Annotated in this window: 16 protein-coding genes; 4 read left to right on the forward strand and 12 right to left on the reverse strand. The window is 71.5% G+C overall.

Translation table 11 applies throughout. The features are described 5' to 3' along the window. The first annotated feature begins 35 nt into the window (after positions 1–35). Positions 36–2,675, forward strand: coding sequence for a bifunctional FO biosynthesis protein CofGH (locus KUV85_RS09375; protein ID WP_219959624.1), 2,640 nt, complete (start codon positions 36–38; stop codon positions 2,673–2,675). Further along, a complete protein-coding gene (locus tag KUV85_RS09380; protein ID WP_219959625.1) occupies positions 2,675–4,024 on the forward strand; it encodes a cryptochrome/photolyase family protein in 1,350 nt (449 codons plus the stop codon). Before KUV85_RS09375 ends, KUV85_RS09380 begins: the two co-directional genes overlap by 1 nt. Here KUV85_RS09380 and KUV85_RS09385 read toward each other — a convergent pair. After that, entirely contained in the window at positions 4,000–5,106 is a 1,107-nt protein-coding gene (locus KUV85_RS09385) for an FAD-dependent oxidoreductase (RefSeq protein WP_219959626.1), read from the reverse strand. The two genes, KUV85_RS09380 and KUV85_RS09385, sit on opposite strands and share 25 nt — an antisense overlap. Further along, the gene (locus KUV85_RS09390; RefSeq protein WP_219959627.1) at positions 5,106–5,984 is read right to left on the reverse strand and encodes a DUF1295 domain-containing protein; all 879 of its coding nucleotides are present in this window, start codon (positions 5,982–5,984) and stop codon (positions 5,106–5,108) included. The genes KUV85_RS09385 and KUV85_RS09390 overlap by 1 nt, the downstream gene beginning before the upstream one ends. Before the next feature lie 92 nt (positions 5,985–6,076). Between KUV85_RS09390 and KUV85_RS09395 the strand changes: the two genes are divergently transcribed. Further along, complete coding sequence (locus KUV85_RS09395) at positions 6,077–6,487, forward strand: DUF5709 domain-containing protein (RefSeq protein ID WP_219959628.1); 411 nt, start codon at positions 6,077–6,079, stop codon at positions 6,485–6,487. Between the two features lie 125 nt (positions 6,488–6,612). Here the strand turns inward: KUV85_RS09395 and guaA are convergent, their stop codons facing one another. From guaA to KUV85_RS09410, 3 genes are all read right to left on the reverse strand, one after another. Beyond that, on the reverse strand, positions 6,613–8,214 hold the full coding sequence (gene guaA, locus KUV85_RS09400; protein WP_219959629.1) for a glutamine-hydrolyzing GMP synthase: 1,602 nt from the start codon (positions 8,212–8,214) through the stop codon (positions 6,613–6,615). A gap of 272 nt (positions 8,215–8,486) precedes the next feature. Continuing rightward, on the reverse strand, positions 8,487–10,208 hold the full coding sequence (locus KUV85_RS09405) for a GMC oxidoreductase (RefSeq protein ID WP_219959630.1): 1,722 nt from the start codon (positions 10,206–10,208) through the stop codon (positions 8,487–8,489). Then, complete coding sequence (locus tag KUV85_RS09410; RefSeq protein ID WP_219959631.1) at positions 10,208–11,827, reverse strand: succinic semialdehyde dehydrogenase; 1,620 nt, start codon at positions 11,825–11,827, stop codon at positions 10,208–10,210. The genes KUV85_RS09405 and KUV85_RS09410 overlap by 1 nt, the downstream gene beginning before the upstream one ends. 172 nt (positions 11,828–11,999) lie before the next feature. Here KUV85_RS09410 and KUV85_RS09415 point away from each other — a divergent pair, with 172 nt between their 5' ends. Beyond that, entirely contained in the window at positions 12,000–12,503 is a 504-nt protein-coding gene (locus KUV85_RS09415; RefSeq protein WP_425299403.1) for a general stress protein, read from the forward strand. A 26-nt stretch (positions 12,504–12,529) separates the two neighbouring features. Here the strand turns inward: KUV85_RS09415 and KUV85_RS09420 are convergent, their stop codons facing one another. The 7 genes from KUV85_RS09420 to KUV85_RS09450 form a co-directional block, all read right to left on the reverse strand. Beyond that, a complete protein-coding gene (locus tag KUV85_RS09420) occupies positions 12,530–13,987 on the reverse strand; it encodes an aldehyde dehydrogenase (RefSeq protein ID WP_219959633.1) in 1,458 nt (485 codons plus the stop codon). Further along, complete coding sequence (locus KUV85_RS09425; RefSeq protein ID WP_219959634.1) at positions 13,984–15,129, reverse strand: hypothetical protein; 1,146 nt, start codon at positions 15,127–15,129, stop codon at positions 13,984–13,986. The genes KUV85_RS09420 and KUV85_RS09425 overlap by 4 nt, the downstream gene beginning before the upstream one ends. Beyond that, a complete protein-coding gene (locus KUV85_RS09430) occupies positions 15,129–16,265 on the reverse strand; it encodes a phosphotransferase family protein (protein WP_219959635.1) in 1,137 nt (378 codons plus the stop codon). Before KUV85_RS09430 ends, KUV85_RS09425 begins: the two co-directional genes overlap by 1 nt. Positions 16,266–16,335: 70 nt before the next feature. Beyond that, positions 16,336–16,938, reverse strand: coding sequence for a TetR/AcrR family transcriptional regulator (locus KUV85_RS09435; protein ID WP_219959636.1), 603 nt, complete (start codon positions 16,936–16,938; stop codon positions 16,336–16,338). Positions 16,939–17,099: 161 nt separating this feature from the next. Further along, positions 17,100–18,188 carry an acyl-CoA dehydrogenase family protein gene (locus tag KUV85_RS09440; RefSeq protein ID WP_219959637.1) on the reverse strand — a complete coding sequence of 363 codons (1,089 nt, stop codon included), beginning with the start codon at positions 18,186–18,188 and terminating at the stop codon, positions 17,100–17,102. Then, positions 18,185–19,375, reverse strand: a complete 1,191-nt coding sequence (locus tag KUV85_RS09445) for an acyl-CoA dehydrogenase family protein (protein WP_219959638.1) — start codon at positions 19,373–19,375, stop codon at positions 18,185–18,187. The genes KUV85_RS09440 and KUV85_RS09445 overlap by 4 nt, the downstream gene beginning before the upstream one ends. After that, positions 19,375–20,604, reverse strand: a complete 1,230-nt coding sequence (locus KUV85_RS09450; protein WP_219959639.1) for an acyl-CoA dehydrogenase family protein — start codon at positions 20,602–20,604, stop codon at positions 19,375–19,377. Before KUV85_RS09450 ends, KUV85_RS09445 begins: the two co-directional genes overlap by 1 nt. Between the last annotated feature and the right edge of the window lies 1 nt (position 20,605).

The following is a 20,605-nucleotide window of genomic DNA, read 5'->3' on the forward strand; positions in this document are numbered from 1 at the left end:
CGGGCGACACCCGCCCGGGCGCTAGCCTGAGGGGGATGGCTGACGGCCCCACTCCCCAGCAGATCCGGCGTTCCCTCGCGCGCGCGGAGCGCGGCGCCGCGCTCGATGTCGAGGAGGCCGCCGCACTGCTGGCCGCCACCGGTGAGGACCTCGACCGGCTGACCGCGGCGGCGGGCCGGGTGCGTGATGCGGGCCTGGTCGCGGCCGGGCGACCCACGACGGTCACCTACTCGCCGAAGGTCTTCATCCCCGTCACCCGGCTGTGCCGCGACCGGTGCCACTACTGCACCTTCGTCGAGACGCCGAAGCAGGCAGCACGGGAGGGCCGGGCGCCGTACCTCTCCCCCGACGAGATCGTCGACATCGCCCGCCAAGGCGCCGACCTCGGCTGCCTGGAGGCCCTGTTCACCCTCGGTGACCGTCCCGAGGACCGGTGGCCCGAGGCGCGCGAGTGGTTGGACCAGCAGGGCTATGACTCCACCATCGCCTACGTGCGTGCGATGGCGATCCGGGTGCTGGAGGAGACCGGGCTGCTGCCCCACCTCAACCCCGGCGTGATGTCGTGGACCGAGCTCAACCGGCTCAAGCCGGTGAGCCCGTCGCTGGGCATGATGCTCGAGACCACGTCACGGCGGCTGTACGAGACCAAGGGCGAGGCCCACCACGGCTCCCCGGACAAGGACCCCGACGTCCGGCTCCGGGTGCTCGACGACGCCGGGCGCCACTCGATCCCCTTCACCACCGGCCTGCTGGTCGGCATCGGCGAGACACTGGCCGAGCGCGCCGAGACGATCTTCGCGCTGCGGCGCACCTCCCGTGACTTCGGAGCGGTGCAGGAAGTGATCGTGCAGAACTTCCGCGCCAAGCCCGACACCGCGATGCGCCACAGCGACGACCTCGGGCTGGAGGAGTTCCGGGCCGCGATCGCGGTCACCCGCCTCGTGCTCGGACCGCGCGCCCGGGTGCAGGCACCGCCCAACCTGGTGGACTCCTCGGAGGGCTCGACGGAGTGCCGCCTGCTGCTGGAGGCCGGCGTCGACGACTGGGGCGGCGTGTCGCCGGTGACGCCGGACCACGTCAACCCCGAACGCCCGTGGCCCTCGCTGGACCGGCTGCGCGACATCACCGCGGAGTGTGGGTTCGAGCTGCGGGCACGCCTGACCGTCCACCCCGAGTACGTCGTCGGCGCACTCCAGCGCGGTGAGCCCTGGCTGGACCCCCGCGTCGCCGGCCACGTCGCCGCACTGGCCGACGCCGACGGCCTCGCCCTGCCCGACGCCCGCCCCACCGGCCTGCCCTGGCAGGAGCCCGACGGCGGCCTCGAGGGCCAGGGCGGCTTCGGCCGCACCGACCTGCACGCCGCGATCGACCAGACCGGCCGCACCGAGGACCGCCGCGCCGACTTCGACACCGTCTACGGCGACTGGGACGCCATCCGCGAGGCCGCCGCGCAGACCTCGGCGGGCCTCGACACGGCCACCAGTGACGAGCCCGACCTCGCGGGTCGAGCCGACGCCCAGCAGCCCGACCTTGCTGGTCGAGCCGACGCGAGCGCCAGCGAGCGGCGTGTCGAGACCCCCGCAGCTCTCACGACCGCCGGCCACGACGCCCTGCGTGCGGCGGAGGCCGACCCGGGCAACCTCAGCGACGAGCACGCGCTGACCCTGATGACCGCGGAGGGGGACCTGCTGGACCAGGTCGCCCGGCTCGCCGACGACCTGCGCCGCGAGACCGTCGGCGAGGAGGTCACCTACGTCGTCAACCGCAACATCAACTTCACCAACGTCTGCTACGTCGGGTGCCGCTTCTGTGCCTTCGCCCAGCGCAAGAGTGACGCGGACGCCTTCTCGCTGTCCTACGCCCAGGTCGCCGACCGCGCCCAGGAGGCCTGGGACCTCGGCGCGACCGAGGTCTGCATGCAGGGCGGCATCGACCCCGAGCTGCCGGCGACGGCGTACTTCGACCTGGTGCAGGCGGTCAAGCAGCGCGTGCCCGAGATGCACGTGCACGCCTTCAGCCCGATGGAGGTCGTCAACGGCACCGCCCGGACCGGGCTCTCGGTCGAGGACTTCCTGATCAAGGCCCGCGAGGCCGGCCTCGGCTCCCTGCCCGGCACCGCCGCGGAGATCCTCGACGACGAGGTGCGTTGGGTGCTGACCAAGGGCAAGCTCCCCGCCGCGACCTGGATCGACATCGTCTCCACCGCCCACCGCATCGGGCTGCCGACCACCTCGACGATGATGTACGGCCACGTCGACAACCCCCGCCACTGGGTCGGCCACCTCCGCGTCCTGTCCCGCATCCAGGACGAGACAGGTGGGTTCACCGAGTTCGTCCCCCTCCCCTTCGTGCACAACTCCTCCCCGATCTACCTCGCCGGCGTCGCGCGGCCGGGCCCCACGATGCGGGACAACCTCGCCGTCCACGCGATGGCACGGATCCTGCTCCACGGCCGCATCCGCAACATCCAGACCTCCTGGGTCAAGCTCGGCGTCGAGGGCACCCGCGCGATGCTCAACGCCGGCGCCAACGACCTCGGCGGCACCCTGATGGAGGAGACGATCTCCCGCATGGCCGGCTCCGAGCACGGCTCGGCCAAGACCGTCGCCGAACTGGAGGAGATCGGCGCCGGCATCGACCGCCCCGTCCGCGAGCGCAGGACCCTCTACGACTGATGCCGACCACCGTGATGTGGTTCCGCCGGGACCTGCGCCTGGGCGACCACCCTGCCCTGCTCGCCGCCGCCGAGCAGGGCGACGTGGTGCCGCTCTTCGTCCTCGACGACGCCCTCTGGACACCGGCCGGCGTGCCGCGACAGCAGTTCCTGCTGCAGTCGCTGCGCGCGCTGGACACCGACCTGCGCGAGCACGGCCCGGGCTTGGTCGTGCGCCGGGGCCGGCCCGAGGAGGTCGTTGCGGCGGTCGTCGAGGAGGCGGGCGCCTGCGCGGTCCACATCAGCGAGGACTTCGGGCCCTACGGACACGCTCGGGACGACCGCGTGCGGGACGCGCTCGGCGAGGACGTGCCGCTGGTGGCGACCGGGTCGCCGTACGCCGTCTCCCCCGGCCGGGTGACCACCCAGCAGGGAGAGACCTACAAGGTCTTCACCCCGTTCAGCCGCGCCTGGGCCGAGCACGGGTGGCGTGCCCCGGCCGAGAGCGATCCCTCGCAGGTGACGTGGCGCAGCGTGCGGAGCGAGGATCTGCCGAAGGAACCGCAGGGCGACGCCGACCTGCCCGAGGCCGGCGAGGAGGCGGCGCTGCAGCGGTGGCGCGACTTCCTCGACGAGCGCGAGCACTACGACGACGAGCGCGACCAGTTGGGCAAGCAGTCCACCTCCGGCATGTCGCCCTACCTGCGGTGGGGCGCGATCCATCCGCGCACACTGCTCGCCGATCTCGGCCCCGACGACGCCTCGCTGCGCAGCGAGATCGCGTGGCGGGAGTTCTACGCCGCCGCGCTGTGGGCCTGGCCCCACGCCGCGCGGGAATACCTCAAGCCCGAGTACGCCCGGATGCCCTACGTGACCGGCAACAAGCGCAAGGCCCGCTTCGAGGCGTGGTGCGAGGGTCGCACCGGGTTCCCGGTGGTCGACGCGGCGATGCGGGAGCTGCTCGCGACCGGACTGATGCACAACCGGGCCCGGATGGTCGTGGCCTCGTTCCTCGTCAAGGACCTGAAGATCGAGTGGACCTGGGGCGCCCGACACTTCATGCGGCACCTGGTCGACGGTGATCTCGCCAGCAACCAGCTCAACTGGCAGTGGGTCGGCGGCTCGGGGTTGGATGCGGCGCCGTACTTCCGGATCTTCAACCCGACCAAGCAGGGCGAGAAGTTCGATCCGGACGGTCACTACGTGCGCCGGTGGGTGCCCGAGCTCGCCGACGTCGAGGGTCGCGCCGTGCACACGCCGTGGACGCTGTCGACCGGAGTGCCGGAGGGTTACCCGGAACCGATCGTGGACCACAAGGCGGAGCGCGAGTCCGCCCTCGAGGCGTATCAGGAGCTGCGGACGCCCCGGTAGATCCCGCGACGCACGATCCACGGCTGCAGCACCCGGTCCACGCTCCACGCCGGGAAGCGGAACGGGTGCCCCGAGGGGGCGAAGACCTGCAGGCCGTCCGGCTGTGGTCCGAGGACCGAGCCCCAGCGGGACCGGGCCGGGGTGAACTCGCGCAGCGCTCGTCCGCGCAGGTGGGCCCGCACGTTGCGGGCGAGCAGCCGGTCGGCGCGGTTGCGTGCCGAGGAGCGCAGCGGGTCGGTGGCGGCCGCGTCGCCGATGGCGAAGATCGCCGGGTCCACCGGTGACTGCAGCGTCGGTGCCACCCGCACGAAGCCGTGGTCATCGAGGAGCTCGGCCGGCAGCCAGTCGGTGTTCGGGGTGACTCGTCCCACCGCCCACAGGACGGCGTCTGCCGGGGTCGGCGGCTGGCCCGTGGTCCAGTGGACCGGGCCGGTCGTGATGCGCGTGAGGTCCGCGGGCAGGTCGGCCCGGTGGCCACCGTGGAGGTCGACGCCGCGGTCGCGGAGGCGGCGGCGTACGTGCCGCCAGACGCGGGGGTGGTGGTGTGCGAGCGGACGATCGCCGGGGAAGTGCAGCGACACCTCGGCCTCGGGCCAGCGCAGGGCCAGGTGGGCCGCACTCCCGACCGCGGCCGCGCCGCCGCCGACCACGACGATGCGACCCGCGTCGGCGAAGCGGTCGTGGGCCGCGGCGAGCTCATCGGCGACCTCGCCATCGTGCTGGAGGTGGGGACGACGCCAGAAGCCGTTGGTGACGCCGGGCGCGAGCACGAGGACGTCGTAGGGCTCCTCGCCCCACGTGCCGTCGGCACGACGCAGCGCCAGTCGACGCGCGTCCCGGTCCACCCCGGTGGCCGCGGCGTGCACCGTGCGGACGCGGTCGAGGCGGCGGTACTGCGCGAAGTCCATCCAGTAGTCCCGGGCCCACCGCTCCGGGTGCGCGAGCCGCAGGCCGAGCTCTTGCCCGCTGACCAGCCCGGGCTTGGTGGAGACACCGACCACGTCGGCGTGACGGGCGAGGTGGATCGCGGTCAGCAGGCCGCTGTCGCCGAGTCCGGCGATCACCACCCGGGGGCGCGCCATCAGCCCGCCCGGCGTGGCCGCTGCGGCAACAGGCGCGGGACCCGGTCGATCACGTCCTGGTAGCTGGGGCGTCGCTCGAGGCTTCGCTTCTCCATCATCGGGATGCTGGCGCCCAGGAACATCGCCACCATCGCCACCGTGCCGGCCAGCACCCACCAGGCGTCCTCGGGCGAGGCAGCCATGCCGAAGACCGCCACCGCGAACCAGAAGCTGATCTCACCGAAGTAGTTCGGATGCCGCGACCAGGCCCACAGCCCGCGGTCCATCGACTCCCCCGGCTGCCGAGTGGCGACGAACTCCTTCATCTGGCGATCCGCCGCCCATTCCAGCGCGACGGCGGCGACGCCGACCAGGGCCCCGATGCCGGCCAACAGGCCGATCGGCCGACCGTCCCGCGACAGCAGCAGGTACGCCGGCACCGCGGCCAGGAAGACCTGCAGCGTCGGGAAGAGGTGGATCGCGACGAAGTCCACCACCAGCTCCCAGCGCCCGGCCTGCTCGCGCAGCATCGGGTAGCGCCAGTCCTCGTGGTGCATCCCCGGGAAGGTCCGCACCCAGTTGGCCGTCAACCGCACCGCCCAGAAGCCCACGACCACGAACAGCAGCCAGGCCCACGGGTCGGCGAGGTCACGCGGTCCGGCCCACCACCAGTACGCCACCAGGTACGGCGGCAGGACGCTCCAGTAGGCGTCGTAGAAGCTGGAGTTGTGGTGCATCCGGCTCGCCACGAAGACCACGACGGTGGCGAGCACGTCGGCCACCAGCGCGTCCAGCCACACCCATGCGGTGTCAGGGCCCGCCAGCAGCCACGCCGTCGCCACGCCCAGTGCGACGGCGTACGCCGCGGTGATGCGCAGCAGTGACTCGGTCCGGCTCATCGTGTCCCCCGGGACGACATCTGGAACATGTTCCACCCCCGCACCATAGGCGATGCGCGCTAGGTTGGGAGGACCCCGACGCAGGAGGTGCGATGACCGGCGACTCCGAGATCGAGGGCGACTACAGCGTCGACGACGAGGACCAGCTGACGCCCGCGGACACCCTGATCAACGAAGACGTGGACGACACGCTCGACCGGGGCTACTCGCCCCCGGACCACTACTCCGAGTCCCAGCACTACGGCACCACGCCGTGGGAGGAGGAGCACCGCGAGACGATCGACCAGCGCCTGGACCAGGAGGAGCCCGACGTCGAGGTGGGCGAGGACGACCTCGCCCCGCCCGAGGACGGCGACCTCGCACCCGAGGCCGGCGACCAGCGGGCGGGCCGCATCGGCGAGGACGAGGACAGCGACGTCTTCGGCCACGACGTCGGCGTCGACGGCGCCGCCGCGAGCGCCGAGGAGGCCGCCGTCCACGTCATGCCCGACGAGGAGAAGTAGGCGCCGCACCGGGTCTCGACAGGCTCGACCAACGGCCCGTGACGACCCGCTCGTCCCTCGCTCTCGTCACTCCCACTCGCGTCGGACTGAGCGGGAGGTGACGACCCGCTCGTCCCTCGCTCTCGTCACTCCCACTCGATGGTGCCGGGGGGCTTGGACGTGATGTCCACCGCCACCCGGTTGACCTCGGCCACCTCGTTGGTGATCCGGGTCGAGATGCGCTCGAGCACGTCGTAGGGCACCCGCGCCCAGTCGGCGGTCATCGCGTCCTCGCTGGTCACCGGCCGCAGCACGATCGGGTGGCCATACGTGCGGCCGTCGCCCTGCACGCCGACCGAGTGGACGTCGGCGAGCAGCACCACGGGAAACTGCCAGATGACACGGTCCAGGCCGGCGTGGGTGAGCTCGTCGCGGGCGATGGCGTCGGCGGCCCGCAGGATGTCCAAGCGCTCGCGCGTGACCTCACCGACGATGCGGATGCCCAGCCCCGGGCCGGGGAACGGGTGGCGCCACACGATCTCCGGCGGCAGGCCCAACTGCTCCCCCACCAGGCGCACCTCGTCCTTGAACAGGGTCCGCAGCGGCTCGACCAGCTCGAACTCCAGGTCGTCGGGGAGGCCACCGACGTTGTGGTGGGACTTGATGTTGGAGGTGCCGGCACCGCCACCGGACTCCACCACGTCCGGGTAGAGCGTGCCCTGCACCAGGAAGGCCACCTTCTCCGCGCCCTCCCCGGTCACCGAACCCGCCAGGACGTCGGCCTCGGCGGCCTCGAAGGTGCGGATGAACTCGCGCCCGATGATCTTGCGCTTCTGCTCCGGGTCGCTCACACCCTCCAGCGCGTCCAGGAACTGCTTCTCGGCGTCGACCATGCGCAGGTCCGCGCCGGTCGCGGCGACGAAGTCCCGCTCGACCTGCTCGGACTCGCCCTGCCGCATCAGGCCGTGGTCGACGTAGACACAGGTGAGCCGGTCACCGATCGCACGCTGCACCAGCGCCGCGGCCACCGCCGAGTCCACGCCGCCGGACAGGCCGCAGATCGCGTGGCCGCGGTCGCCGATCTGCGCCCGGATCGCGGCCACCTGCTCCTCGACGATGTTGACCATCGTCCAGGTCGGCCGGCAGCCGGCGATGTGGTGCAGGAAGTGCTCCAGCACCTGCTGGCCGTGCTCGGTGTGCAGCACCTCGGGGTGCCACTGCACGCCCGCCATCCGCCGCTCGGTCGACTCGAACGCCGCGACCGGCGTCACGTCGGTGGCGGCCAGTACGTCGAACCCCGCGGGCGCCGCCGTGACGGAGTCCCCGTGGGACATCCAGACCGTGTGCTCGGCCGGGATGTCGGCCAGCAGCGTGCCGGGCTCACCCACCCGGACCGCGGTGCGGCCGTACTCCCGCGCGCCGGTGGCGGAGACCTCCCCGCCGAGCCCCCGGGCCATCAACTGGAAGCCGTAGCACATGCCGAAGACGGGAGTGCCGGCGTCGAAGAGAGCGGGATCGATGCCCGGGGCGCCGTCGGCGTACACCGAGGAGGGGCCACCGGACAGCACGATCGCCTTCGGCTCCTTCGCCAGCATCTCGGCGACCGGCATGGTGTGGGGCACGATCTCGGAGTAGACCCGTGCCTCGCGGACGCGTCGCGCGATCAGCTGGGCGTACTGCGCCCCGAAGTCGACCACCAGGACCAGGTCGTGTCCGGTGGGGGTGGACACAGTGTCGGGCGCCGTCATGGCCGCAGCCTATCGAGCGGGCAGCGGGGTCCTCGACGCGGCGTGGGCACCGGCCCGGGGCGGAGAAACGCACCAGGGCCCGACCGGGGAGGGAGGGTGGTCGGGCCCTGGTTGTCCACGCCACTGCTGGACAGTGCCTGGACGGGGCCCGGTTCTCGGGAGGGAGCTGTGATCCCCGGGCCCTTCACTGGCACCAACGAGCCATGACTGAGCGGGTTACGTGCCGTGTCGAGCAAATCCGGACGATGTGGCACCAGTGCCCGACGGAGCGGTCAGCTGACCTCGACGATGGGCAGCCGCAGCGCCGCGGGAGCGTCCTGCGGGACCGCCGGTGAGGCGGGTGCGACCGGCTCGATCCGCTCGTACGCCGCCCCCGGCGCCGGGCGGGGATCCGCCTCACCCTTGTTGGGCCAGTAGGCCATCGCCCGCTCGGCCTGGGCCGTGATCGTCAGCGACGGGTTGACGCCCAGGTTGGCCGAGATGGCCGAGCCGTCGACCACGTGCAGGCCGGGATAGTTGTGCATCCGCTGGTAGCCGTCGATGACCCCCGTCTCGGGGGTCTCGCCGATGGTGCAGCCACCGATGAAGTGGGCGGTCAGCGGCCGGTTGAACGGCTCCCCCACCGAGCCCCCGGCCAGCGCGTCGCCGCCCATCTTGTCCGCGATCCGGCGGATCGCCTCGTTGGCGGCCGGGATCCACGTCGGATTGGGCTTGCCGTGTCCCTGACGAGAGAACAGGAACCACTTGCCCGCGATCTTGCGCGGGTAGGTGGTGATGGAGTTGTCCAGCGACTGCATCACCAGCGCGATCACCACGCGCTCGGACCAGTGCTTGACGTCGTACAGGTCGCGGACGCGGCGACGCTGGTGCCACAGCTCCTTCAACCAGGTCTTCCAGCGGGGGCCCGGCCCGTCGCCGTCGGTCAGCACGGTCTGGATCAGCGACATCGCGTTGCTGCCCTTGCCGTAGCGCACCGGCTCGATGTGGGTGTGCTCGTCGGGGTGCCACGAGGAGGTGATCGCCACGCCCTCGGTGTAGTCCACGTCGGCACCGGAGGGACCGATCGCGCCGAGGATGGACTCGGAGTTGGTCCGGGTCAGGTAGCCCAGGCGGTCGGAGATCTCGGGGAGGTCGCCGGTGGCCTTGAGCTTGTGCAGCAGCTTCTGGGTGCCCAGGGCGGCCGCGGAGAAGATCACCTGCTCGGCGGTGAAGCTGGTGACCGCGGTGCCACGCGAGAGCTTGGCCTTGGTCCACCGGGCGTCGACGCGGTAGCCGCCGCCGGCCAGGGGGCGGACCCGGGTCACCGTCGTGAGCGGGTGCACCACCGCGCCCTGCTGCTCGGCCAGGTAGAGGTAGTTCTTGACCAGGGTGTTCTTGGCGTTGTGGCGGCAGCCCGTCATGCACTCGCCGCAGTTGTGGCAGGGGTTGCGTCGTGGGCCGGCCCCGCCGAAGAACGGGTCAGCGACCTCCTCGCCAGGACGCTGGTCCGGGCCGCCGAAGAACACGCCGACGGGGGTCGGATGGAAGGTGTCACCCACGCCCATGTCGTCGGCGACGGACTTCATGATCTCGTCCGAGGGGGTCATGCCGGCGTACTCGACGACGCCGAGCATGCGCTTGGCCTGGTCGTAGTACGGCGCGAGCTCGGAGCGCCAGTCGGTGATGTGCGCCCACGAGGGGTCGCGGTAGAACGCGGGCAGCGGCTCGTAGAGGGTGTTGGCGTAGACCAGCGACCCGCCGCCCACGCCGGCACCGGCGAGGATCATGCAGTCCGAGATCATGTCCACGCGCTGGATGCCGTAGCAGCCGACGTCCGGGGCATAGAGGTACTTCTTCAGGTCCCACGAGGTCTCTGGGAAGTCGTCGTCGGCGAAGCGGGCACCGGCCTCGAGCACGGCGACGCGGTAGCCCTTCTCGGTCAGCCGCAGCGCCGAGACGGACCCGCCGAAGCCGGACCCGATGATGAGGACGTCGTGGTCGAAGTGCTCGCCCATCAGGCACGCCCCAGTTTCTTCATCAGGCGCATGTTGGCGGTCATCAGCTTGGCGTAGGCCTCATCGGACATCCCGAACATCGGCGCGAAGCGGATGCCGCGCTGGGTGCCGACCGACTGCGGCTCGGTGTAGCGCAGGATGCCCTCGCTGCCCTGGCGGCGCCCCATGCCCGACTCGCGCATGCCGCCCATCGGGACGTCGATGCTGGCGAACGTGGCGCCGAAGGCCTCGTTGATGTTCACCGTGCCGCACTTGATCTGCTTGGCGATCGCGCGGGCGCGGTCACCGTCCTGGCTGTAGATCGAGCCGTTGAGGCCGTACTCGCCCTCGTTGGCGCGGGCGATGGCGTCCGCCTCGTCGTGGAAGCGGTAGACCGACACGACGGGGCCGAAGGTCTCGGTGCCGAAGCAGGTCATCTCCGGGTTGACGCCCTCGAGCACGGTGGGCTCGAAGAAGTACGGCGCGAGGTCGGGCCGCGGCGAGCCGCCGGTCAGCACGCGCACGCCCTTGTCCTTGGCGTCCTCGACGTGGGCGGTGACGGTCTCGAGCTGGTCGGCCGAGATCAGCGTGCCCATGTCCACGCCCCACTCGGTCGAGGCGCCCAGCGTCATCGCCTCGATGCGGGCGACGAAGCGCTCCATGAACCGGTCGTAGACCTGGTCGGCGACGAACATGCGCTCGGTGGAGACGCAGAGCTGGCCGGCGTTGGAGAAGCAGGCCCGGACGGCGCCCTCGGCGGCCTTCTCGATGTCGGCGTCGCGCAGCACCAGGATCGGGTTCTTGCCGCCGAGCTCGAGCGAGCAGCCGATGAGGTGCTCGGCGCACTGCTTGGCGATGATCTTGCCGGTCGCGGTGGAGCCGGTGAAGCAGATGTAGTCGGACCGGTCGATGATCGGCGTACCGAGCTCACGACCGGGGCCGGCGACGACCTGCCACAGGTCGCGCGGGAAGCCGGCCTCCTCCAGCATCTGCGCACCGAGCAGCGCGGAGAGCATGGTCTGGGCGTCGGGCTTGGTGACGACCGCGTTGCCGGCGAGCAGGGCGGGCAGGCCGTCGCACAGGGCCATGGTGAAGGGGTAGTTCCACGGCGAGATGATGCCGACGACGCCCTTGGGGATGCGGTTGACCTCGACGCGGGTCAGGCCGGGCACGATGCCGGCCTTGCGCTCGGTGTCGAGGTGCTGGTGGGCGGTGCGGCCGTAGTAGCGGGCCGTGAGCGCGATGTGCAGCGGCTCGTCGAAGGCGTGCTTGCGCGCCTTGCCGGACTCGAGCTGGATCAGGTCCAGGATCTCGTCCTGACGGTCGAGCACGATGTCGTGCAGCCGCATCAGGGCCTCCGCACGCTGGTCCAGCGGCGTGCGGGCCCACACCGCCTGCGCGGCGCGCGCCCGGCGGAACGCCTCCTCGACGTCGGCGGCGCTGGACTGCGGGATGTGGGCCAGCGGGGCGCCGTTCATCGGCGACTCGGCGACCTTCGTCTCGCCGGTGGTGGCGAGGATGCGACTGGTGAGCCGCTCGACGTACTCCGGCTCCAGGGCGTACGACGCGGTCGGGTCGTGCTCGGGGTCGTGCGGACCGTCGAGGAGGGGACCGCCGGAGGTGGGATCGGAAGCGCTCATCCTCCCAGCGTAGGTGAGCGCAGTCACCCGGACTACCCATCGGTAGCAATTGTGGTGGTTTACACAAAGATTCGCGATGTCAAGTGTGTCGATCGCCAAGATCGGCGGCCACGACAGGATCCTCGACGCCGGTCCGGGTGCCGACGACTCGGGCATACTGGGCGGCATGAGCATGTCGACCCCGGGCGCACGCCCCGGCTCGCCCCTGACGCTGGAGTTCCCGCAGTCGCTCGCCGTCTACGACGACTACGCAGCGGCACAGAAGAGCGTCGACTTCCTCTCCGACGAGGAGTTCCCGGTCGAGCACCTGATGATCGTCGGCACCGACCTCAAGCGCATCGAGCGCATCACCGGACGGCTCAACTGGGGCAGGGTCGCCGTCGGCGGCATCGTCTCGGGCCTGTGGCTCGGCATCTTCGTCGGCCTGATCTTCGCGCTCTTCACCACCTCCAGCACCTGGCAGGTGCTGCTGAGCACGGCCTTCATCGGCGCCACCTTCGGCCTGGTGTGGGCACTGATCGGCTACGCCTTCACCCGCGGCCAGCGCGACTTCTCCTCCGTCACCCAGGTCGTGGCCACGAAGTACGAGATCCTCGTGGAGCACAAGCACGCCGCCCGGGCGCGGGAGCTCCTCGCCCGGCTCCCCGGAGCCCTGCCCGACCCGTTCGCCCAGTAGCGCGGCCCACCCGCACCACCGACGGGTCAGCCCAGGTCGGGCACGGTGAGGTAGACCGACTTGAGCTCGGTGTACTGCGCCAGCCCCTCGGGACCGAACTCGCGCCCGATGCCCGAGGCCTTGAAGCCGCCGAACGGGGCAGCGAAGTCCATCGTGTAGGTGTTCACGCCGTAGGTGCCGGTCCGGACCCGGCGGGCGACGTCGAGGCCGGCGTCCTGGTCGGCGGTCCACACGGTGCCGGCGAGCCCGTAGTCGGAGTCGTTGGCGATCCGTACGGCGTCCTCGACGTCGTCGTAGCCGATCACCGACAACACCGGCCCGAAGATCTCCTCCCGCGCGATGCGCATGCCGTTGTCGACGCCGGCGAAGACCGTCGGGCGGACGTACCAGCCCCGGTCGAGACCCTCGGGCATCCCGTCACCGCCGGCCACCAGCCGGGCCCCCTCGGACTGCCCGGTGCCGATGTAGCCCCGCACCCGCTCCTGCTGGCGTTGCGCGACCATCGGTCCGATCTCGGTGGCCTCCTCGAGCGGATCGCCCACGACCAGCGCGGCGGCCATCTCGCCCAGCGCGTCGGCGACCTCGTCGTGGCGGGAGCGGCTGACCAGGACCCGCGTCTGCGCGACGCAGGCCTGGCCGGAGTTCATGAACCCGACGAACTTCAGCCCCTCCACGACCGCGTCGAGGTCGGCATCGTCCAGCACGATCGCTGCCGACTTGCCGCCGAGCTCGAGCGAGCAGCGCTTGAGCTGCTCACCGCAGACCGCACCGATACGGCGCCCTGCGGCGGTCGAACCGGTGAAGGCCACCTTGTCCACGCCCGGGTGGGCGACCAGGCGCTCCCCCACCTCCCGACCCGCCGCGACGAAGTTGACCACGCCGGGCGGCAGTCCGGCCTCGGCGAAGAGCTCGGCCATCAGGTAGCAGTCCAGCGGGCTCTCCGGCGCCGGCTTCACCACGACCGTGCAGCCCGCGAGCAGCGCAGGGACCACCTTCGACATCACGGTGAACTGCGGCACGTTCCACGGCGGGATCGCCGCGACGACCCCCACCGGCTCGTGGCGCACCAGGACGTCCCCGCCGAGGGCACCGGGCCGCGTCGCCTCCCAGGGGAACCCCCGCGCGATGCCCAGGAACGCCTCGACCTGCATCCACGGCGCCGGCGACTGCGCGAGGTTGCTGAACGTGATCGGGCTGCCCATCTCGGTCGAGATCACCTCGGCCATGTCGCCCAACCGGGCGGCATACAGCGCGGAGAAGGTCGCGACCACCTCGATCCGCTCCTCCGGCGTCATCCGTGGCCAGGGCCCCTCGTCGAAGGCGCGACGAGCGGCGGCGACCGCGGTGTCGATGTCGGCCCGCGACCCCGCCGGCACCCGGGCGACGACCTCCTCGCTGTGCGGAGAGACGACCTCGAGCACGGCGTCGGTCGCGGGGGCCGCCCACGTGCCGTCGATGTAGAAGGTCTCGCGGTCCAGGTTCATGGTGTTCCTCCGGAAGTGTCGAACCAGTCGGCGAAGCCGCTGGGGTCGTGGCGGCCCAGCGGGCCGTGCTCGAACATCCCCCAGCCCTCGGCACCCGCCAGCCCGGCGCCGTACGCCGTCGCGCGGGCCACGTGGTCGGTCACGCCGAACATCAACCGGCCCGCGACGTCGGGGTGGGTCAGGTCGTAGGTGCGGCGTTCGGTGAATCCCGCACCCCGCCAGGTGCCGTGGGTCCAGTCCGGGTCGCCGCCGTAGCCGCCACCGACGTGCAGCGGCACGTCCAGCCGGCACTCCACCTCGACCGTGAACGGCTCGCCGTCGGGCAGGGTGCAGTGCAGCGTCGCTCCGGTCGGGGTGCGGGTGCCGGGCCGGTAGCGGACGTCGACGCGGGGCCAGCCAAGCTGCTCCACGCGCCCGTCGGCGAACACCCGGTGGCAGTCATTGAGACTGCGGTGGCCGTCGGGCTCCTCCTGGATGATCACCACGACGGCGAAGTCCTCGAACTGGAGCGGCACGTAGACCCACCACATGCCGCCGAACTCCGGCGCCGCCGGACGTCCCGGCGCCGGCGCCTCGCCGACCGGCCGGATGCCCCAGGACCGGTCACGGGTGCCGCACCAGGTGTCCTCGTCGACGGAGAGCTCCTCGCCGTCGACGAGGATGGTGCCGGCCCAGTTGCCCACCTGGGCGAAGCGCTGGGCGTCCAGGGTGGTGCGCGAGCCCTGCAGCAGCAGGTGGCGCTGTTCCTGCAGCACCGGGAAGGCCCCGGTCCAGGTGAGGTCCAGCGCCACGCCCTCGGTCTCCTCCAGCACGATGCGCACCCGCCGCAACGGCTCGAGGACCTCGACCCGGTAGCCGCCGACCCGCTGTGCGAGCAGGTCCTCGCCGGGGTCGAGCGCATCGGAGAGGTGCACCGCCGTCTGCTCCGCACCGCGCCGTAGCAGGACGAAGGCGTCCTTGGTGCCGAGATTGGGGTAGAACCCCATGCCGGTGACGAGGAAGAGGTCGCCGGTGCGGTCGTGGGCGTTGAGGTAGCACCGGTCGTAGAAGTTGGTGTCGGTGTGGACCGGGCGGGCGATCGGCGCGGCCGCCTGGTGGACCGGGTACTCGTCGGTGGGACCGATCGCGTCGTAGACGCCCATCAGGCGCCCACCTCCTCGAGCAGCCGCTCCACGAGCGGCCGGTGGTGGTAGACGCTCTCCACGTCCTCGGGCTGCTCGATCTCGCCGAAGTGCACCTGCCGCACGCTGGTGCGGAGGAAGACGCAGCACCACTGCACCGCGGCGTGCACCTGGTGCCAGGTGAGGTCGCCGACGGTGACACCGGTCCGGTCGGCGTACGCCGCCACCACGTCGTCGGGCCGCAGCACGTCGGGCAGCCCGGGCAGTCCCAGCGCGGTCGCGATCTCGTCGAAGACCCGGTGGGCGAAGACCAGCCAGGCGAGGTCCATCTCCCGTGGCCCGAGCGTGGCCATCTCCCAGTCGAGGACGGCCGCGGGCTCGAACCCGTCGTAGAGGACGTTGCCGATCCGCGCGTCCCCCCAGCACAGCACGGGCGCGTCGGTCGCGGGCTCGTTGGCCGCCAGCCAGGCGAGTCCGCGCTCGACCAGTGGGGAGCGGCCGAGCCCCTGCGCGCCGAACTCGTACCACGCACGGGTCCGCGCGAGGTTGCGCGCCAGGACGGTGTCCCCGTCGTGTCCGCCCCTCGCCGGGTCGAGGAAGGCGAACCGCTCCGGCGCCTCGGGGATCCCGTGCAGTCGGGCGATGACCTCGACCGTGGCGCGTTGCAGTCGTCCCCGGTTCACGGCGGTCGCGTCGGCGAACCAGTTGTCGCCGAAGGTGTAGGGCAGGACATCGGGTGGGACCCGCCCGGGCACCCGGTCCATGAAGAAGAACGGCGTGCCGAGGACGTCGCCGGTCGGCTCGAGCCAGCGCACCCGCGGCACGGGCACGTCGGTGAGCTCGCGCGCGAGCCGCATCGCGTCGTACTGGTCGTCGAGCCGGTAGTCGGGGAAGACCGGGACGTCCGCGGCGGCGGGCGCGACGCGGACGACGTACTCCCCCACCCGGGGCGCGCCGTCGTGCAGCCACGCCACGTCGAGGACGACGGTCTCACTGGACATCCCGTTGCTGTCGACGCCCTCGTGCAGGGTCACGCGAGGGCCGGCACCCGGCGGGAGCACGCCGGCGAGCCACTCCTCGAGCGCCACGCGTACGCCGTCGGCGTCGCGGCTCGTGCGCTGCAGTGCGAGGTCTGCCGGGGGCGGGGCGTCGGACACGGCCGACCTCCTGATCGTCGAGGGACGACCAGATTCCTAGAACAAGTTCTAGGTTGTCAATGGTTGGCGATCACGGACGCAGCAACCGGACGACCGTGTCGACCATGCCCCCGATGTCCACCGCGTAGACCTGCGCGTGGATCTCGTGGCCCTCGACCACGGCGTGCAGGATCTCCGCGCACGCCGTGGGCGGGATGTCGGTGCGCAGGAAGCCGCGAGCAGCCAGCTCCTCACAGAACCGGACCAGCTCCCTCTGCCAGCCCTGGTAGAAGGTCCGGATGGCCGCGACGTGGTGCTCGTTGTGCTTCACCGACTGCCAGAACTCCGCCAGCAGCAGTCCCCACGGGTTCGGGGTGGGCACGACCCCTGCGAGTCGGGCGAAGGTCGCTGCGACGACCTCCTCGATGGTGATGAGGGCGGGGTCGCGGACGACTTCCCACCACTCCCCACGGACCTCGTCGCGGTAGTCCTGCACCGCGAGGAAGAACTCCTCCTTGTTGGCGAAGTGGAAGTAGAAGCCGCCGCGACCGTGGCCGCTGTCGCGCAGGATGTCCTCGATACTGGTGGCTGCATACCCCTTGGTGGGAAAGCGCTCGAAACCGAGCGCGAGGAGAGAGCGCCGAGTCGCCTCCCGACGGATGTCGAACTTCGATCGTTTCTGGTCGGGTGACACTGAAGCACCTTAGATCGGTGGGATGAACAGGACGATTCCTGACTCCTGGGGCGAAATTGTGGACAGCGCTGTCCGAACTTGCGACAATCAACGGCGTTGGCCGGTCCGGTTGTGTCTGGGGGGAGCAATCGGGCCGGCCAAACAATGCCACATGCCCGCGATCAGGCCGGCAGGTCGACCATCCCCGCGAGCGCGGCGCGGTGGGCGCCGGGCGTCCCGAGCGCGATCTGGTCGGCCTTCGCACGCTTGAGGTAGAGGTGCGCCGGGTGCTCCCAGGTCATCCCGACACCACCGTGGAGCTGCACCGCCTCCTCCGCTGCGGTCACGGCGACGTCGCTGCAGTAGGCCTGTGCCAGCGCGGTCGCGACATCGGCATCGGCGTCCTCGGCCGCGAGGGCAGCGGCGGCGTACCGTGCGGCGGCGGCCGCGGACTCCACCGACGCGTACAGGTCGGCGAGACGGTGCTTGAGGGCCTGGAAGCCGCCGACGACCCGGCCGAACTGGCGCCGCTCCTTCAGGTGGGCGAGCGTCGCCTCCAGGCACCAACGGGCGACCCCGAGCTGCTCGGAGGCGAGCAGTGCCGCTCCCGCCCGGAGACCGGCGCGGATCGACGCCTCGGCGTCGGTGAGCACCAGTTCGCCGTGCACCCCGTCCAGCTCGACGTCGGCGAGCTGGCGCGTCATGTCCAGCGAGACCACCGGCGTCACCGTGGCGTCCGCGGTCGCGACGAGGTGGAGGTCGATCCCACCGTCGGCCGCGACGGGCACGAGCAGCCGGTCGGACTCGAGCACCCCGGCGACGCTGGTCACCGATCCCCGCAGCCCTGCGTCCTCACGGGCCACCGACGGCAACGGCGCGCGGGGCGCGGTCGACAGCGGCACCAGCAGCGCAGCGGTGCTCTCCCCCACGGCCAGGGCGTCCACCAGGTCGTGCGTGCTGTGTCCCAGGACCGTCGTGGCGATGACGGCACTGGTGAGGAACGGCGTCGGCGCGACCGCCCGACCCAGCTCCTCCAGGACGACGGCGGCCTCGACCGCAGTCGCGCCGGTGCCGCCGCGCTCCTCGGGCACGAGCAGCCCGGCGAGGCCCAGCTCGGTGGCGATCCCCCGCTGCACCGTGGCGACCAGGGACCGGTCACCGTCGTAGAGCGCAGTGACGGCAGCGGTGCCGCACCGATCGGCGAGGAAGTCACGCACCGCAGCGCGCAGGTCGTCCTCCAGGTCGGTGGCGAGCAGGTTCAGCTCGGTCACTTCGGCAGCTCCTTCCACGGGATGTCCTTGTCCTCTCGCCGTTCCGCCGGCAATCCGAGGACCCGCTCGGCGACGACGTTGCGCAGGATCTCCGACGTCCCGCCCTCGATCGAGTTGCCCTTCGCGCGCAGGTAGCGATAGACCGCGTCGCGGCCGGTGAAGTCGACGACGTCGGGCCGCACCATCTCCCAGCCCGGCTCGCTGGAGTAGCGCAGACCCTCCTCGCCGAGCAGCTCCAACTCCAGGCCGCTGAGCTGCTGGGCGAGGCGTGCGAAGGAGAGCTTCATCGCGGCCCCCTCGGGCCCGGGCTGCCCCTGGGCGAGCTTCTGGCGCAGCCGCGACCCGGTCAGCCGCGCCACCTCGGACTCGACCCACAGCCGCATCAGACGGTCGTGGAGCTCCGGCGTACGCCGCTCGGGATGGTCACGCCACGTCTGCGCGACCACGCCGACCATGCCGCTCTCGCGCGGCATCGCGCGACCGCCGATGGCGACCCGCTCGTTGTTGAGCGTGGCGTTGGCGACCTTCCACCCCTCCCCCTCGGCACCGAGGCGGTCGGCGTCGGGGATGCGGACGTCGGTGAGGAACACCTCGTTGAACTCGGCCTCGCCGGTGATCTGGCGCAGCGGCCGCACCTCGACGCCCGGATCGGTCATGTCGCACAGGAAGTAGGTCAGGCCCCCGTGCTTGGGGACGTCGGGATCGGTGCGTGCGACGAGGATGGCGCGGCTGGCGTTGTGGGCACCGGAGGTCCACACCTTCTGCCCGTTGACCACCCAGGCGTCGCCGTCGCGGACCGCGCGGGTGCCGATCGCGGCGAGGTCGGACCCGGCACCGGGCTCACTGAAGAGCTGGCACCAGATCTCCCGCCCGGTCCACAGCGGCTTCAGGAACCGCTGCTTCTGCTCCTCGGTGCCGAAGGCCAGGATCGTCGGTGCGGCCATGCCGAGGCCGATGCCGTTGGTGGTCGACCGGTTGTCCGGCGCACCCGCCTCGGCGAACAGCCGGTTCACCTCCGACTGTGCCTCCTGGGGCAGCCCGAGGCCACCGTGGCCCTCGGGGAAGTGCACCCAGGCCAGGCCGGCGTCGTACCGCGCGTCGAGCCACTCCTGCGGGTCGGTGGCCGCCGGGTCGTGCTCGGCGAGGAACTCACCGACCCGTGCCGCGAGGTCGCTCGACGCGGCCATCAGGCACCCCGCTGCGAGGCCTGCCGCCGCATCTCGTTCTTGGCCAGCGAGTTCTTGTGGACCTCGTCCGGACCGTCGGCGAACCGCAGGGTGCGGATGCCGGCGTAGGACCGTGCCAGTGGGAAGTCCTGCGACAGGCCACCGGCGCCGTGCACCTGGATCGCCTTGTCCAGGATCCACTGGACCGTCTCCGGGGTGGCGATCTTGATGGCCTGGATCTCGGTGTGCGCGCCCTTGTTGCCCACGGTGTCCATCAGCCACGCGGTCTTGAGCACCAGCAGCCGCAGCTGCTCGAGCTTGACGCGCGACTCGGCGATCCAGCCGCGCACCACGCCCTGGTCGGCGATCGGGCGACCGAAGGCGACCCGGCCCTCGGCCCGCTCGCACATGAGCTCGATGGCGCGCTCGGCGACACCGATGGAGCGCATGCAGTGGTGGATCCGACCGGGACCGAGGCGGGCCTGGGCCACGCCGAATCCGCCACCCTCCTCGCCGATCAGGTTGGTCGCCGGGACGCGGACGTCGTTGAAGACCAGCTCGGCGTGGCCGCCGTGCTCGTGGTCGTCGTAGCCGAAGACCTCCATGCCGCGCTTGACCTCCAGGCCCGGGGTGTCCCGCGGCACCAGGATCATCGACTGCTGACGGTGGCGGTCGGCATCCGGGTCGGTCTTGCCCATGACGATGAAGATCTCGCAGTTGGGGTTCATCGCCCCGGTGATCCACCACTTGCGCCCGTTGAGGACGTACTCGTCGCCGTCACGCACGATCTGGGTGGAGATGTTGGTCGCGTCGGAGGAGGCGACGTCGGGCTCGGTCATCGCGAACGCGCTGCGGATCTCACCGGCCAGGAGCGGCTCGAGCCACCGGCGGCGCTGCTCGTCGGTGCCGAACATCGACAGCACCTCCATGTTGCCGGTGTCGGGCGCCGCGCAGTTGAGTGCGGCCGGCGCCAGCTCTCCCGACCGGCCCGTGATCTCGGCCAGCGGTGCGTACTGCAGGTTGGTCAGGCCGGCGCCCTGGTCGCCGGGCAGGAAGGCGTTCCAGAGGCCGCGGCTGCGGGCCTCTGCCCGGAGCTCGGCCAGCACCGGCACCGAGTCCCAGGCCCAGCGGTCCTCCAGTGCGGCAATCTGCTCGGCGAAGACCGGCTCAGCCGGGTGGACGTGGTCGTCCATGAACTGCAGCAGGCTGGTGCGCAGCTCCTCGGTCCTGTCGTCGTGCGCGAAGTCCATC

The sequence above is a fragment of the Nocardioides panacisoli genome (genome assembly GCF_019448235.1).
GTDB lineage: Bacteria > Actinomycetota > Actinomycetes > Propionibacteriales > Nocardioidaceae > Nocardioides > Nocardioides panacisoli_A.

Bases quoted from the DNA above. Each gene is read 5' to 3' on its own strand.
- KUV85_RS09395 (WP_219959628.1), top strand. From the start codon at position 6,077: ATGACCGGCGACTCCGAGATCGAGGGCGACTACAGCGTCGACGACGAG.
- KUV85_RS09375 (WP_219959624.1), top strand. From the start codon at position 36: ATGGCTGACGGCCCCACTCCCCAGCAGATCCGGCGTTCCCTCGCGCGC.
- KUV85_RS09405 (WP_219959630.1), bottom strand. From the start codon at position 10,208: ATGGGCGAGCACTTCGACCACGACGTCCTCATCATCGGGTCCGGCTTC.
- KUV85_RS09410 (WP_219959631.1), bottom strand. From the start codon at position 11,827: ATGAGCGCTTCCGATCCCACCTCCGGCGGTCCCCTCCTCGACGGTCCG.
- KUV85_RS09390 (WP_219959627.1), bottom strand. From the start codon at position 5,984: ATGAGCCGGACCGAGTCACTGCTGCGCATCACCGCGGCGTACGCCGTC.
- KUV85_RS09425 (WP_219959634.1), bottom strand. From the start codon at position 15,129: ATGGGCGTCTACGACGCGATCGGTCCCACCGACGAGTACCCGGTCCAC.
- KUV85_RS09385 (WP_219959626.1), bottom strand. From the start codon at position 5,106: ATGGCGCGCCCCCGGGTGGTGATCGCCGGACTCGGCGACAGCGGCCTG.
- KUV85_RS09380 (WP_219959625.1), top strand. From the start codon at position 2,675: ATGCCGACCACCGTGATGTGGTTCCGCCGGGACCTGCGCCTGGGCGAC.
- KUV85_RS09420 (WP_219959633.1), bottom strand. From the start codon at position 13,987: ATGAACCTGGACCGCGAGACCTTCTACATCGACGGCACGTGGGCGGCC.
- guaA (WP_219959629.1), bottom strand. From the start codon at position 8,214: ATGACGGCGCCCGACACTGTGTCCACCCCCACCGGACACGACCTGGTC.
- KUV85_RS09415 (WP_425299403.1), top strand. From the start codon at position 12,000: ATGTCGACCCCGGGCGCACGCCCCGGCTCGCCCCTGACGCTGGAGTTC.
- KUV85_RS09450 (WP_219959639.1), bottom strand. From the start codon at position 20,604: ATGGACTTCGCGCACGACGACAGGACCGAGGAGCTGCGCACCAGCCTG.
- KUV85_RS09445 (WP_219959638.1), bottom strand. From the start codon at position 19,375: ATGGCCGCGTCGAGCGACCTCGCGGCACGGGTCGGTGAGTTCCTCGCC.